The following is a 14,091-nucleotide window of genomic DNA, read 5'->3' on the forward strand; positions in this document are numbered from 1 at the left end:
AACCCAAAGGGCCGCGTTTCTTGGCTATTTTTACTGTGTTGTAGACTATTTGTGGAGAATAACTAAACGGCATAGCCTCCGCCTTGTCAAAATAGCCAATAAACTGCGGCAAAAACAACCGTGAAAGATCAACAGCCCCTTGTTAATTACTTCAGGTTGTGAACCAATTTCGCTATCGCTACGTAAGGTTATTTAAATGTTATAGCTGGCAAATTGAGCAATCCATACTAGTTTCAATAGGGTGCCTTTTAAAATAAGAGATAGCTAATGAATCGAATAATCCTGCTAATCGTGCTTTCATTTTTAGCCTTGAATGTTAAGGCTGATTACGAACCGACATTTGAAATTGGTAAGCAAAAGGCCAAAGTTTGTATGACATGTCATGGTGAAGATGGCATATCGACTCTCGATCCTTACCCCAATTTGCGTGGTCAAAAAGTGGGTTATTTGATCTCTTCTCTCAAAGATTATAAATCACGGCAGCGTACCAGTGGTCTGGCAATTTTAATGCAGCAGCAAGCTGATGCGTTATCCGAGCAGGATATCAAAGATATAGCCTATTATTTTTCTGTATTGGGTACCAAAAAGGAAGGGGAATAGTATATGTCACATATGTCACCGGGCATGGAGCTTTATGACGTAAAAGTTGTCCGTTATTTTATTGTGGCAGCGGTGGCTTGGTCCATTGCTGGAATGTTTATTGGTGTGGTACTGGCAGCTCAACTGTACTGGCCTGTGCTCAATTTTGATTCTGAATATATCCAGTTCGGGCGCCTAAGACCGCTACATACCTCGGGGGTGATCTACGGGTTTGTGGTCAATATGTTGATGGGAACTTCGCTCTATATAGTGCAAAGAACCGGCCAGACCAAATTGTTTAATCAAAGCCTGTCTTGGATGGTTTTTTGGGGCTGGCAATTAGTGTTGTTCTTGGCTTTAGTCACTTTGCCTATGGGGTACACCTCAAGTAAAGAATATGCAGAGCTAGAGTGGCCCATTGATTTACTGATTGTGTTGGTATGGGTGCTATACGCGGTATTGTTTTTTGGCACGATAGCAAAAAGAAAGGTTAATCATATCTTCGTTGCAAACTGGTTCTTTGGTGCCTTCATTATTGTGGTGGCACTTATTTTTGTGCTTAATAATTTGGCAATGCCAGCATCGTTCATGAAATCCTATTCGGTATTTGCCGGTGCACAAGATGCCATTGTTCAGTGGTGGTGGGGACACAATGCCGTTGGGTTTTTACTAACGGCTGGCATCATTGGTATGAACTACTATTTTATTCCTAAAATCTCTGAACGTCCGATCTATTCATACCGGTTATCCGTTATCCATTTCTGGGGATTGGTCGGCTTTTATACTTGGGCCGGAACCCATCATCTACTCTACTCATCTGTGCCAGTGTGGGTGCAGAATATCGGTATTGTAATGTCACTGATCCTGTGGCTTCCCTCCTGGGCTGGGGCATTTAACAGCGCCATGACCTTATTGCAAAACAAGCAAAAGCTTAAGACTGATTACATTATGTGGTTTTTCATGTCGGCAATTCTCTATTACTGTTTGGCGACATTTGAAGGGCCGTTACTGGCAATTCGCTGGTTTAACATGGTGGCACATAACACTGAATGGATTATTGGTCATGTACATTCGGCAGCGCTGGGTTGGGTTGGTATGTCGGGTATTGCAACTTTCTATTACTTTATTCCGCGGTTGTGGGGTAAGACTCAGCTTTGGTCAAATCGAATGCTCAAATGGCATTTCTGGTTAGCCCATGTAGGGGTGGCGCTTTATGCCATTGCGCTTTGGGTTGCAGGGATTGGTGAAGGTTACATGTGGTTAGCACAGCAAGAAAATGGCTCACTTGTCTACAGCTTTGTTGAAGCAATGGACTTTAAAGCACCTTGGTTATTTGTTCGATTCTTTGGCGGTGCATGTTTTGTAACGGGTCTGCTTCTGATGGCATTTAATCTCTACAAAACCGTTTCGCTAGAGCAGGAGGAAGTCGCTGATGCTAAGTAAAGACTTTACCCATTCGGTTGTTATCCTGATTATTTCAACTATCGTGGTTGCCAGTTTTTCTATATTGGTGCTGGTGGTACCTAACCTTGTTCGCACCGATGAAATTAGAGCGACGTCGTTAGCCAAACCACTAACCGCATTAGAAGTCGCGGGCAGAGATGTTTATATCAGCGAAGGTTGTCATGTTTGTCACACACAGATGGTGCGAGGCATTGAGCCTGAAATAAAACGTGATGGTCGAGCGAATAAGGAGGGGGATGATATTTATGAATTCCCTAACCTTTGGGGGTCGAAAAGAACCGGTCCTGATTTGACTAATCTGGGACGGAAATATTCAGCGCAATGGCAAAGATTACACCTTATTAATCCAAGACAGGTAGTACCTACCTCTTTGATGCCTAGTTATCCGTGGTTATTCAGACAAGTATTATCAGGGGACGAGATTGAAAATAAGATGCGCGTCCTACAGGGGTTAGGTGTGCCTTACACTGAGAGTGAGATAGAGCGTTCGCGTCTTGCTGTGAAAGGGGTGACAAAAGGAGAAGCTTTGATTCACTACTTACAAAGCTTAGGGAATGACACTGCCAGCGATCAGGAGCGTTGATATGACTGTTTTCTGGAACACCTGGGTGATTGTATTCATCTTCATCTTTCTCGCATTTATGGCGTTGGTGGTCATTAAATACTGGCGAACTGAGCATACTGCCGATAAAGATAAAACCATTGAGAGCTTTGACGGTATTGATGAAAACGATGCACCTCCGCCACGCATTTTTTACCTGGCTTACCTAATAGCATTTATTATTTCTGCAGGATTCTTAGTCTTATATCCAGGTCTAGGAAACTGGGCTGGTTTAATGGGCTGGAAGCAGATCGACGATGCGCTGAGCTCGCCGACGACTGACTTAGATATGCAAATAGCACCTTTAAGCGATCTCAGTCTAGGAACATTAGCTGCTAACCCGAAAGTTACCAAAAGCGGCGAGTTGTTGTTTCAAAACCATTGCGCGGCATGTCATCGTGCTAATGCGCAAGGGCAAAAGCATTTCCCCAATCTTACAGATAATGAATGGCTTTATGGCGGAACTGAAAAAGATATTATCCACTCTATCGAACATGGCCGTCATGGTGCGATGCCTGGTTGGAAAGGCATCTTGTCGGAAGATCAAATTCTTAAAATGTCCTATTACATCGCGTCCTTACAGCGCAGAAACCTAAATGCTCCGCAAGTGAAAATTGATCTGGGTAAAGAGATATTTGTGCAGTATTGTTCCAGCTGTCATGGCGACGGTACGGTGGCCAATATTGAAATAGGTGCGCCAGTATTATCGGATGACATTTGGCTGCATGGCGGCAGCATTGAGGAGATAAAACATACCATCGAATTTGGTCTGAATAACCTGATGCCAGCTTTTGCTGAACAGTTAAGCCGCAATGAAGTGTTGGCCATTGGCGCTTATATTACCGAGCAAAGAATCGCTTATGACGCCAAACTTGCAGCGCTCGATGCTGACTCTGTCGCCAGAGGTGAGTATCTTGCCAATGCGGGGGATTGTGTTGCTTGCCATAGCTCTGAAAGTGGCGAGCGCTTTGCTGGTGGGCTGCCATTTAAAACGCCTTTTGGCACCATCTATTCAACCAATATTACCCCGCACTTCAGTGAAGGGATCGGCGATAATGACTATGCGGAGTTTAAAGCTGCGCTATTTGATGGCAAAGGCAAACATGGCTATCTGTATCCGGCAATGCCTTACACTTCTTATCAGTATTTAACCGAACAAGACACTCAAGATTTATGGAGTTACCTACAGTCGATAACAGCGGTGCCAAGGCAAAATGATGCCAATGAGATGATGTTTCCGTCCAATATCCGCCAAGGCTTATTGGGTTGGAACCTGGTGTTTATGGATACCGAACCATTGTCTTATAGCGCCCCTGAACATGCGGAACTTAATGAGCATGAACTCAAGCAGTGGCAAAAGGGTAAGTATTGGGTGATGGGGTTAGGCCATTGCTCTGAATGTCATACCCCTAGAAATTTGGCACAGGCTTTGATCCCTGAAAAAATATTCCAAGGCAATATTATTGATGGCTGGAATGCACCCAATATTTCAGCTCAAGAACTGCATGAAGATAGGTGGGATATTGAGTCACTGACAGACTTTCTGCACACGGGGCACTCTTCTAAAGGTTCAGCCTTTGCCGGTATGGCGGATGTAGTGAAAAATAGTACCAGCTTGATGACTCGTGATGATATTGAGGCGATATCACGCTATTTATTGGTGGGTGATGTTCATAACACTATTCCCGATGGGCAAGAGCAGTTATCACCTACAGGCTTTGTGGCGGAGTCATATTCAACGGAACAATTTGAAGCTTTTGCCATGTATGCGGATACCTGTGGGGCTTGTCATGGAGAAGATGGTAAAGGTCGCGATCCAATTGCGCCAACTCTGCTTAATAATGGCATTATCATGCACAGTGACCCGTTCAATACTATTGCGGTGACGATCCGTGGTTTAGCGCCAACCTATCTGGATGAAGAACGTAACTTTATGCCAATGACTAGCTTTCAAAATGTGCTTACCGATAGCGAGTTAGCAAAACTCATTAGCTTTGTACGCTTATATTTGGGTGGCCGTGAGGAACCTGTAACGGCAGAGCAGGTTAAAGCGGTGCGCCAGCAGTTAGAGAAAGCGGGTTTTGCGGGTAACCTACACACCACACCTGACATGTATGATCATAAAGATACTGATATCAATATTGATTAACGAGTTTATAGGCATGATTAAAAGCCTGCAAATGCAGGCTTTTTTATGCGTATCACGAGGGGGAGCGAATAAAGGGCTCGCTAAATTTTTTATCAGTTAGCAAATTTCCATCGGTTAAGGTGGCTAAAAATACCAGCAGTTGTGCTTGCTCTATAGGGCTGAAATTATACCAAACGGGGCTAGCGTCATTTAGTAAATCTTTGCTGCATAGGGTGGTCGGCTATAGCACAGTAGTATAAGCCAAACAGCTTATGCATGAATGATGCTAACTTGATAATTCGGCATGCCACTGCTAGCTTTTATTGCAGTATTTTATACTGCGAAAAGGTCTGCAGTTTGGGGAGTTGTCCTATTTGATCTGGCCGCGAATATGCAATTTCGCATGAGCTAAAAGGACTAAAGGGATGTGTATGAGTTATCTAAAAACAGTTGTATTGCTGTTGTGTATGGTGTTTTCTGTCAACGTTATAGCTGGCGATAGTCATGATACAGCGCCATCGAGTGGCGCGAAGGATATGCCCGGTGCTAAAGGAGTATTTGCTTTTAAACCCAGTGATTGGATGGAAGGGAAAAAGACTTGGTGGAAAGATAGTGACGGGGTAGCACCTGGTGTTGCAGGTTGCCATATTGGTACTGATGATAAGGGAGTCGCAAACGGCAGAATGTTTGGTGAAGCTTGTCTGCCAGACGGCTTGCTGGTGGAATCTAATCCAGGCAAAGATGTACTTCATGCCCATACTAATGACACCGGACACCCTGATACATTTGACTGTAATGCGTGGTGTGTTGGTACCGGTAGCACTAGTGGTATGTGCAGCGTTGCTGCAGCAGCCCCTTGCGCTCAATCCGCTAAGTGCGTCTGCAAATAGTGGTTTATATACTTTCATACAAGCAGGCCGTTTAGCCAGTCTCTAGCTATACGGCCTGCTTGCGAGTTACTCAACTCAATCTTACTATTTTGCGTTATTAAAGGCTGAACTCTCCGCGTACTGTCAGAGCAAACTGTCTTGGTTCGCCTAACGCCGGCGTACGAGTAAACTTATTGGTAATGTACTCTTCATCAAATAAGTTCTTAGCTTGTAAGTAAACCCCTACGTTTTGCCATTCATAGCCTATCTGCATATTCACCAGTGTGCGGCTGTCGTTGTATGGATCAAACAGAGCGTCACCTTCTTTATATCCTTCACGGTACGGATCGACCTTAACTGGCGCACTGTCTGCGTAGTTGGCATTGAGGTTAGCGAAAATACCATTATCGGCGGTGTAGGTAGCGCCGATGTTACCTGTCCACTCCGGCGCGGTAAATTGACGACCCGATAAGTCATTCACAATGGGCGTGGTTTCAGTCGGAATGGAAATTACAAATTCAGTAAACTCGGTCTTTGATTGCCCTATTGAGGCATAAAGTGCTAGCTGGTGAGTTACTTGGTAATTAAGTTCAAGTTCAAAGCCTTTCACGGTTGATTGACCCGCATTAACTGTCTCACTGTCATAACGGTTGGGTGAAAGCTGTACATTTACTTGTTGATCGCGCCAGTCCACATAAAACACGTTGGCATTGGCAACTAGGTCACCATCTAACCATATTGAACGTAGTGAAAACTCAAAGTTATCAGTATATTCTGGGTCATACTCAAACACCTCTCCACGAGCATTATTAATGCCAACTCCGCCTGAACGGTAGCCCTTTTGGAAAGAAAAACTGGTGATTAAGTCCTCAGTCCAATGATAGCTCACGCCTAATTTTGGCAAAATGGTATTAAAGTCATTATTAATTTGCGGGGTGGCTGTTGAAGCATTCGTAGCTAAATCATAAAACTGCTGGTTAATACCGGCGATTAAAGGTGTGATATCTTCATAAGGGGTGCCCATATAACTGGCTGGATCAGGCATTTTATCTTTATTTAAAATGATGTACTGGGCGTCATTTTGAGTTTCTTGTTTTTCATGGTCAAAGCGAATACCGCCAAAAATATCCCACTTTTCAGTGATATTCCAAACGGCATCAGCAAACAGTGCATAGCTGGACACGGTCTGTTGTGATGACGTTAGTGCGCTCGTGTGAGCGGGGTTAAACTCAGCATATTGGTTAACCACTAGATCAGCGATAGGTTGGCTTAAACCGTACCTTGCTTGTAAAATATCACTTGTCAGCCCTAAGCGGTTTAGCTTTAAGTTACTTAAACCGTTAGAGTGGTCATCGATGTCGGTATTGAAATAATACGCACCGATAATGCCGCTAAAATCATCGTACTCAAAGGTCAGCCTCAGCTCTTGACTGAGCGAGTCGGTTGTATTGTTATAGTTAGAAATGCTGCCGGTATCTTCTGGAAATTCACTTCCCTCGATTGCCAAGAAGTCAGAGTCCCAAGTAAATTGTGTATCGACACTAGACCAAGTGGTGTAGGAGCCAAGTGCCCAATAATCACTTAAGTCATAGTTTAGCTCCAACACCAGTACGTCGGCATCGACAGCCTCTGTTCTTTCATCGTTATTGTAAACATAGCGATTTTCAAATGGATTTTGACCTTGAGCAATTTCTACCGCTGTATGACCATGCTCACTATTGGCACGGGTATAACCGAGTTGAGCTGAAAACTCAGGCATTGCCGATGGCTGATATAGCAGCTTTAATCGGTAAGTGCCGTCTTCACGATAATCGGCAGCTTCATCGCGTACTAGGTTTTCGATATAACCATCAATCTCTCTCTTTTCGCCACTAAAACGAAATGAAAGTTCATCTTCGATAAGGCCCCCACCAATTGCAACGCCAATCTCTCGTTGACCATTTTCACCTACCGTTAACTGATATTTTCCTTGCCAATCTTGGGTTGGTGCTTGGGTCGTCATGATGACTGCGCCCGCTAACGCATTACGTCCTTGTAAAGTAGATTGTGGGCCTCGCAATATTTCAACTTGTTTAGCGTCCCAAGTTGAAAAGCCACCACCATAAATCATGCGCTCTGGCAAAGGGGCCCCGTCTACGTAGACACTGGCTAAGAAACTATTTCCTCCACCCGACACGTTAAAACCATCAATACCACGAATACTAAAGCTACGATTACCAGTGACTAGAGCATTAGCGGTATTGATTAACACTTCACGAAAATCATTAATATTTTCCTGCTCCATCTGCTTCTCTGTTAGCACGGCAACACTGGTGGTCGTCTCTTGTACTGAGCGAGCAATTTTCTGACCGGTAACCATGATGCGTTCGATGTTTGTTGTGTCGACGTTGTCATCTGCCATGACCGATAGACAAGTTAAAGAGGCTGGAATAACGAGCCCAAAGCGAATTGTGTTGGTGATTGGGTTTAACTTAGATGATCCCATGGTATATCGCCCAAATGATAATGATTGCTATTTGATTTGGCGCAGAATGCTATCACAATTATCTTGAATTCTTACAACGCATTTACGATAATAAATACAAATCGTTATCATTTGTATTATCTTTGGGGCTGGTTTTATGATTTTTGTGGGCACTTTGTTACTTTGGTTGGCCTGTTTTTTTTGTTATTTATCATCTAATAAACAGAGGCTTATAAGTTGTAATCTGCCAAAGGCTGTTGTTTGGAGTGGTTTTGCGGTTGCGCTGGTGTTGGCGACGAGTCTCTTTACAAGTCAATACGGTTTCATTGTCGCCATGTTAATAACGATGTTGTTAATTATGGCGATGTGGCTGACGTTAGTGGTGGTTTCAGCACATGCGAATTACCGCAGTGTATTGGTTTTTTCCCTCGGAATGAGCTTTTTTTCGAGTCTATTTTTACTGGGAGGGCACTAAAAATGTGGCCTAAATCGATTATCGCTTTTTTAGGTGGTTTATTACTCTCGGTGAGTATTATGCTGAGTCTTTATCTGCTTTTTCCCTTGGCTATAGATATAAAACTGTTACTTGGCCTGTTATCTGGATTCGTTATTTGGGTCGCCGTTATGGTTTATTGTTACAGCTTTAACAATGGTAAAGATGTTGCCTTTGCTTGCGGCAAGTTGTTGATATTGTCGCTGGTTGTTAATGCAGTTCTCTTTTGGTCGTATACTCCGCTATGAATACTCAAATAATGAAAAAACCTCAGAATAAGTTGATCAAAAACCTCACTGAATCCCATAGCTGGATTGGTGTGATTATTTCACCGTTACTGTTCCTTATATTTTGGGCGGGAGCAGTGACACTTTTTTATGAAGAAGTAAAGCAGTGGGCGCTGTTACCACAGTTTCCCGTTGCAGTAGAGCAGCAAGACCTTCCTTTAAAGCAGCTTGTTGAAAACAAGTTAGCTCTGCATGATTTCGATTATAAAGAGCACTTGATGGTACAAATGCCGTCTGAGCATGATCCTTACTATAAAGTGTATTTGGATTTAGTCCGCGCCGAGGGAAAAGAAGAAGAGCATGGCGAGGTTGTGTCACTGTTGGTCGACCCTAAAACGGGGCAAAGTGTGGCAGATAAAGAAGACTTCTTCTTAGCAGACTTTCTCTATCAGCTACATTACAACCTTAACTTGCCTGGAGGAACCTATCTAATTGGTATTATTAGTTTGTTTTTCCTTTTTGCCTTGGTTTCTGGGGTGTTTATTCATGCGAAAAAGTTATTCAAACACTTCTTTTTATATAGGCATGATAAGAACCGCCGCGATAAATTGTTAGATCTGCATAATGTGGTTGGAGTGATGACGCTGCCATTTACCTTGATGTATGCCATCAGTGGTTTAGTGTTTAATTTAGCGATAATTTATCAAATTGCCTTTGTGCTATTTATCTATCAAGGCGATCAAGACACCTTATTTAAAGATGCTGGATTTACGTTGTTTGATGAACCGCAAATCGAAAAAACAATCGACATGAGCAGTGCATACCAGATTATCGACGAGGTGAGGCAGCGAGATGATTTTCACTTGCGGAATGTTATTTTTTATAATTATGGCGATGAAGCGGCCATTATTCAGCTAAGAGGTAATGACTTAGTTAACTTCTCTCAAAAGGATGAGTTTTTCTATCGGGTTAAAACCGGCGAATTACTCAATAAGACCGATATCAGTAACTACAATGTATTCCGCAAAGGTAGGGAGATTATAGCAACGCTACATTTTGGTGATTTTGCTGGCGTTGATGTGCGGATTATCTATTTCATTTTGTCGCTTGCTATCTGCGCAATGATTGTTATTGGTAATATGCTGTGGTTGGATAAAAGAGCTGCACAGCAGAATGTTTCGCAGCGAAGTATGTGTATTATACGAGGGCTAACGCTAGGTGGCTGTGGTGGCTTAGTGCTGGCAACGGCTGCAGCTTTCTTTATCGAGCGGGTGCTACCAGCAAGCATGTCGCAGCGTGCAGACTGGCTGGTGTACGGTTTTGTCGGCAGTTTATTGCTTGCCATGGTGTTCGCCTATATCGTCGCCGATCAAAAACGTTATTTGGCACAGATGATCCTCGCCGCCGTTGTCATTCTTGGCGCGACACTTGTGGCTGATTGGGTGTTGTTCGGTTCGCAACTGTTGCTACTTTGGCAATCAGGTTTTCAATCAGTGTTTGCTGTGGAAGTCGGCTTACTATTGTTTATCTGTTTGGGTTTATGGGTAGTGAGCAAACTGAATGTATTTAAACCGATTCAAGCGGACAATGTTGCCTCGCCAAGGGTGTTTGAAGGCTCATAGTTTACGCTATGTTTAATGGCTCATCGGCGCCACAAAAGCGCAGTGTTACGCTGCGCTAATTCTGTTTTTTAGTATGTTATATATACTTGCCGAATAGGTTGCCTATGTTTTATATAAAGTAAATGCAATGAATTTCAATGTCTTAGTAAATATTATCGTTCACCTGTAAAATTTTATTTTACAATCCTAAAAATTGGTGTAAATTACGCCGCCTTATCTAGTTCAACTTGTATTGATAGATAGATGCCATAGTCTGATTTAGGTCATTTTACCTGGGTCATTGTGTTGTTTATTTTGAATACTCTACACCTCCCAAAGTCTCATGACCCCAAGAAAGATAGAGCATTCCATTTTATAGGAAAGTTCAATGAATATATTATTTCTAATGTATCCATGGAAAAATATTGAGCCCGAAACCGATACGACTTTACGTCTCATTCATGAGTGTGTGGCGCGTGGGCATACGGTGGCACTCGCTACAACAAGTGATCTGACTATGCGCGACACTGAAGCCAGTGCTTATTGTCGCGTGTTTAGTAAAGAGCTGCCAACGCCTAATAACATCGTTTCTTTTTATAAGAAGGCGGAGTTTAAAACACTGCGTTTACCGTTAGCCGGTTTTGACAGCATCATTATGCGAGCAAATCCGCCTTTGGACACCATCGCGCTTAACTTTCTTGATTCGGTGCGTGATGACGTATTTATCATGAATGATATTGATGGGTTGCGAATAGCCAACAATAAGCTATATACCGCGTCTTTTGACGACCCTGACAATAAGTTTATTCCGGTGACGCATGTGTCAAAGACACCTGAGTACTTAGAGGAAGTGTTGCGAGAGTCTAAGACCGACAAGATGATTATGAAGCCGCTTGATGGCTTTGGCGGTCAAGGTGTGATCTTGGTAGAAAAAGCGGCTCAAAAGAGCTTTCATTCGTTGCTTGAGTTTTACATCAACAACGGCAAGGGTGGCAACTACGTTATTTTACAAGAATATGTCGAGGGCGCTGAGCAAGGCGATGTGCGTATTTTGATGTTAAACGGTGAGCCTATTGGTGCCATGAAGCGTATTCCTGCTTCTGGTGAGGTGCGCTCTAACATTCATGCTGGTGGCAGTGTTGTAAAACATACGTTGACCAAGAATGAAAAAGCACTTTGCAAACATATTGGTCCTAAGCTGGTACGTGATGGATTGTTCTTTGTCGGGATTGACGTCATCAATGAGAAATTGATTGAGGTTAACGTACAAAGCCCTGGCGGGATTATGCGCATCAACAAGTTGAACAACGTTAAGTTGCAAAAGAAAGTCATCGATTTTGTTGAGAGTGTAGTTAATGCCAAAGAGGCGTTAAACACCAAAAAGACAGCGTTTAGAAAGGCGATTGAAGATGCTCACATTAACTGAAAAAGAGTGCATAGCATTAATCAATAAAGGCGAGTGTTTTCACGCTGAAGTTAATAACGGATCGTATATCGTTAAGGTTGACGAGTATTCCCCGGTTGTCTGTACAGCAATTCATAATGGTCATCGTCTGCGAGATGATTTGAATAAAAGTTTTTTGCTGACAAAACCGGAACGATTTTATGAGGAAGATCCCTATACTGATGAGCTGCTGTCGTCTTTTCCTATTGTACTAATAGGCAATGACTCACGTTTTGAATATGACTTGAACCGCCCCAAAGCGTTATCGACCTATTTTAAGACCGCTTGGAATAAGCAAGTATGGCAGAAACCATTAACACCCAAGCAGCGTAGTGAAAGTCATGCTAAACATCAGTCTTTCTACAATGTGTTGGCGGCGCTGATAGCAAAACTAGAGCAGCAGTTTAAAAACAGTATTGTGTTTGATATGCACTCTTATAACCATCAACGAATTGAGGCAGACACACCGACATTCAATATTGGCACTAGTCAGATAGATATTGAGCGTTGGGGAGCCACTTGTCATCACTTTGAAAAACAGCTCAATAGAATCGAGCTGCCTAACCTCGTGGTGCGCGCAGCGACCGATGAGGTGTTTCAAGGGCGTGGTTATTTAATCGCTCATGTAAATGCCCATTTTGACAATACATTAGTGTTGCCAGTTGAAGTAAAAAAAGTGTTCATGGATGAAACCACGGGCGAGTTATACCCGTTGGTATTAGAGGAGTTAAAAGCGGGCGTTAAGCTGGCGATATCAGAAACTGCAGCCTACTTCATGCGCCGCTTTGGTAAGCGCAAGTCGGTGCGTAATGTTGACCTTTTATCATCGACACTGTCGCCAGAGATTTTGTCACTTGATAAAAGCTTATTTAAGTTGGCTAATAATGTCGCCACACTGAAATACATTAACCCGATTAATATCGCCAGTGAACGTAAAAAGTTTTTAGCAAAAAAAGGCGCAGCGGCGCCCGAGTTTAGCTATAAGCAGTTGAATATTAATCCATATCAATTTCGTGAGCAGCTATATAAGCTACCGGTTGAAAATGTCATGGATGCCGATATTCAACAGCTTTATCGTCATGTAATTGATAACTTAGCAACTAAAATTGATCTGCTGTGTTCGATTGGCACTGACGATTTTGTCTATAACTCGCTGAAATATTACGGTCAGCCAGATAAAGATGATATTGCTAACGCTGAGTTTTTGCTGCGAGCACCCGCCATTGCGGGCGATGACGACATCGCAATCTATGATGCTGATTATGCGGTTAAATCGTTTCAAACGCAGGCAGATGAATGGGGACTTAAGTGTAAAGTTGAAAAGTCTTCACGGATTGTCGCTAAAGCGATGGTGGACAATGACAAGGGCAGTTTGTTAATTAACAAAGATGCCATGTTCTCAGCGAAAGAGCTGATCGCCTTTGCTTACCATGAATTAGGTGTGCACATGTTGACGACCATGAATGCTAGACGTCAACCGCTGCGAGTGTTGTCTTTAGGTTTGGTGGGTAATACGCATACTCAAGAAGGCGTGGCCATTTACAGCGAATATTGCTCGGGGAATTTAACCCTCAATAGGCTTAAAATTCTGGCGCTGCGAGTGGTTGCCGTTAATTTAATGTTGGAACAGCGGGATTTCTCGATGACGTTCCAGACATTAATGCGGCAATACGGGCAAACAACCGAGCAGGCATTTACCTTAACGACCCGCGTCTATCGCGGTGGTGGCTTTACTAAGGATTTCCTCTACCTAAAAGGCTTTAGGGACATCGTTAATTTAAGCAAACGTACACCGCTTGATAATTTACTTGTTGGTAAAGCGGGGATATTGGATTTGCCCATTATCAGTGAAATGGTTGAGCGAAACATGCTTGAAAAGCCAGTGCCGCTGTTTGAACTAAAGCATTGTTCGACAGCAGAAACTGCAGTGATAGATTATCTGGTATCAGCGATTCGTTAAAACCAGCTTTATCAGATAAAACGCCTTACTTCTATTACGAAGTAGGGCGTTTTTTACTTTCCGCTACTCAACCTCTGCTGGCGCACTCTCCATTATAAGTGCTTGCATATTGAGCGGTTGAACGTTGACCTGTAGCAGAATGACTAGGGGCTGTTGATCTTTCACGGTTGTTTTTGCCGCAGTTTATTGGCTATTTTGACAAGGCGGAGGCTATGCCGTTTAGTTATTCTCCACAAATAGTCTACAACACAGTAAAAATAG

9 protein-coding genes are annotated in these 14,091 nt (G+C 43.1%); 8 read left to right on the forward strand and 1 reads right to left on the reverse strand.

Features of this window, described 5'->3' with window-relative positions; all coding sequences use genetic code 11:
• Positions 1-267 precede the first annotated feature (267 nt).
• The 5 genes from AB4135_RS19655 to AB4135_RS19675 all read left to right on the forward strand — a co-directional run bounded on the left by AB4135_RS19655 (position 268) and on the right by AB4135_RS19675 (position 5,662).
• Positions 268-600, forward strand: coding sequence for a cytochrome c (locus AB4135_RS19655; RefSeq protein ID WP_371995131.1), 333 nt, complete (start codon positions 268-270; stop codon positions 598-600).
• 3 nt (positions 601-603) lie between these two features.
• The gene (gene ccoN / locus AB4135_RS19660) at positions 604-2,022 is read left to right on the forward strand and encodes a cytochrome-c oxidase, cbb3-type subunit I (protein ID WP_371995132.1); all 1,419 of its coding nucleotides are present in this window, start codon (positions 604-606) and stop codon (positions 2,020-2,022) included.
• Positions 2,012-2,626 (forward strand): cbb3-type cytochrome c oxidase subunit II, encoded by a 615-nt coding sequence (locus tag AB4135_RS19665; protein ID WP_371995133.1) that lies wholly within the window; start codon positions 2,012-2,014, stop codon positions 2,624-2,626. Before ccoN ends, AB4135_RS19665 begins: the two co-directional genes overlap by 11 nt.
• A gap of 1 nt (position 2,627) precedes the next feature.
• A complete protein-coding gene (locus AB4135_RS19670) occupies positions 2,628-4,793 on the forward strand; it encodes a c-type cytochrome (RefSeq protein WP_371995134.1) in 2,166 nt (721 codons plus the stop codon).
• A 446-nt stretch (positions 4,794-5,239) separates the two neighbouring features.
• Positions 5,240-5,662 (forward strand): hypothetical protein, encoded by a 423-nt coding sequence (locus AB4135_RS19675; RefSeq protein ID WP_371995139.1) that lies wholly within the window; start codon positions 5,240-5,242, stop codon positions 5,660-5,662.
• 97 nt (positions 5,663-5,759) lie between these two features.
• Here AB4135_RS19675 and AB4135_RS19680 read toward each other — a convergent pair whose 3' ends face one another.
• A complete protein-coding gene (locus AB4135_RS19680) occupies positions 5,760-8,126 on the reverse strand; it encodes a TonB-dependent receptor (protein ID WP_371995135.1) in 2,367 nt (788 codons plus the stop codon).
• A 731-nt stretch (positions 8,127-8,857) separates the two neighbouring features.
• On the opposite strand from AB4135_RS19680, the gene AB4135_RS19685 reads away from it, so the two are divergent.
• The 3 genes from AB4135_RS19685 to AB4135_RS19695 all read left to right on the forward strand — a co-directional run bounded on the left by AB4135_RS19685 (position 8,858) and on the right by AB4135_RS19695 (position 13,830).
• Complete coding sequence (locus tag AB4135_RS19685; RefSeq protein WP_371995136.1) at positions 8,858-10,447, forward strand: PepSY-associated TM helix domain-containing protein; 1,590 nt, start codon at positions 8,858-8,860, stop codon at positions 10,445-10,447.
• Positions 10,448-10,814: 367 nt separating this feature from the next.
• Positions 10,815-11,852: a glutathione synthase gene (gshB, locus tag AB4135_RS19690; protein ID WP_371995137.1), complete on the forward strand. Its 1,038-nt coding sequence runs from the start codon at positions 10,815-10,817 to the stop codon at positions 11,850-11,852.
• Positions 11,836-13,830, forward strand: coding sequence for a flavohemoglobin expression-modulating QEGLA motif protein (locus AB4135_RS19695; protein ID WP_371995138.1), 1,995 nt, complete (start codon positions 11,836-11,838; stop codon positions 13,828-13,830). Before gshB ends, AB4135_RS19695 begins: the two co-directional genes overlap by 17 nt.
• Positions 13,831-14,091: the final 261 nt, after the last annotated feature.

The sequence above is a fragment of the Shewanella sp. 10N.286.54.B9 genome, from assembly GCF_041468565.1.
Lineage (GTDB): Bacteria > Pseudomonadota > Gammaproteobacteria > Enterobacterales > Shewanellaceae > Shewanella.

Bases quoted from the DNA above. Each gene is read 5' to 3' on its own strand.
- AB4135_RS19655 (WP_371995131.1), top strand. From the start codon at position 268: ATGAATCGAATAATCCTGCTAATCGTGCTTTCATTTTTAGCCTTGAAT.
- ccoN (WP_371995132.1), top strand. From the start codon at position 604: ATGTCACATATGTCACCGGGCATGGAGCTTTATGACGTAAAAGTTGTC.
- AB4135_RS19665 (WP_371995133.1), top strand. From the start codon at position 2,012: ATGCTAAGTAAAGACTTTACCCATTCGGTTGTTATCCTGATTATTTCA.
- AB4135_RS19670 (WP_371995134.1), top strand. From the start codon at position 2,628: ATGACTGTTTTCTGGAACACCTGGGTGATTGTATTCATCTTCATCTTT.
- AB4135_RS19675 (WP_371995139.1), top strand. From the start codon at position 5,240: ATGGTGTTTTCTGTCAACGTTATAGCTGGCGATAGTCATGATACAGCG.
- AB4135_RS19680 (WP_371995135.1), bottom strand. From the start codon at position 8,126: ATGGGATCATCTAAGTTAAACCCAATCACCAACACAATTCGCTTTGGG.
- AB4135_RS19685 (WP_371995136.1), top strand. From the start codon at position 8,858: ATGAAAAAACCTCAGAATAAGTTGATCAAAAACCTCACTGAATCCCAT.
- gshB (WP_371995137.1), top strand. From the start codon at position 10,815: ATGAATATATTATTTCTAATGTATCCATGGAAAAATATTGAGCCCGAA.
- AB4135_RS19695 (WP_371995138.1), top strand. From the start codon at position 11,836: ATGCTCACATTAACTGAAAAAGAGTGCATAGCATTAATCAATAAAGGC.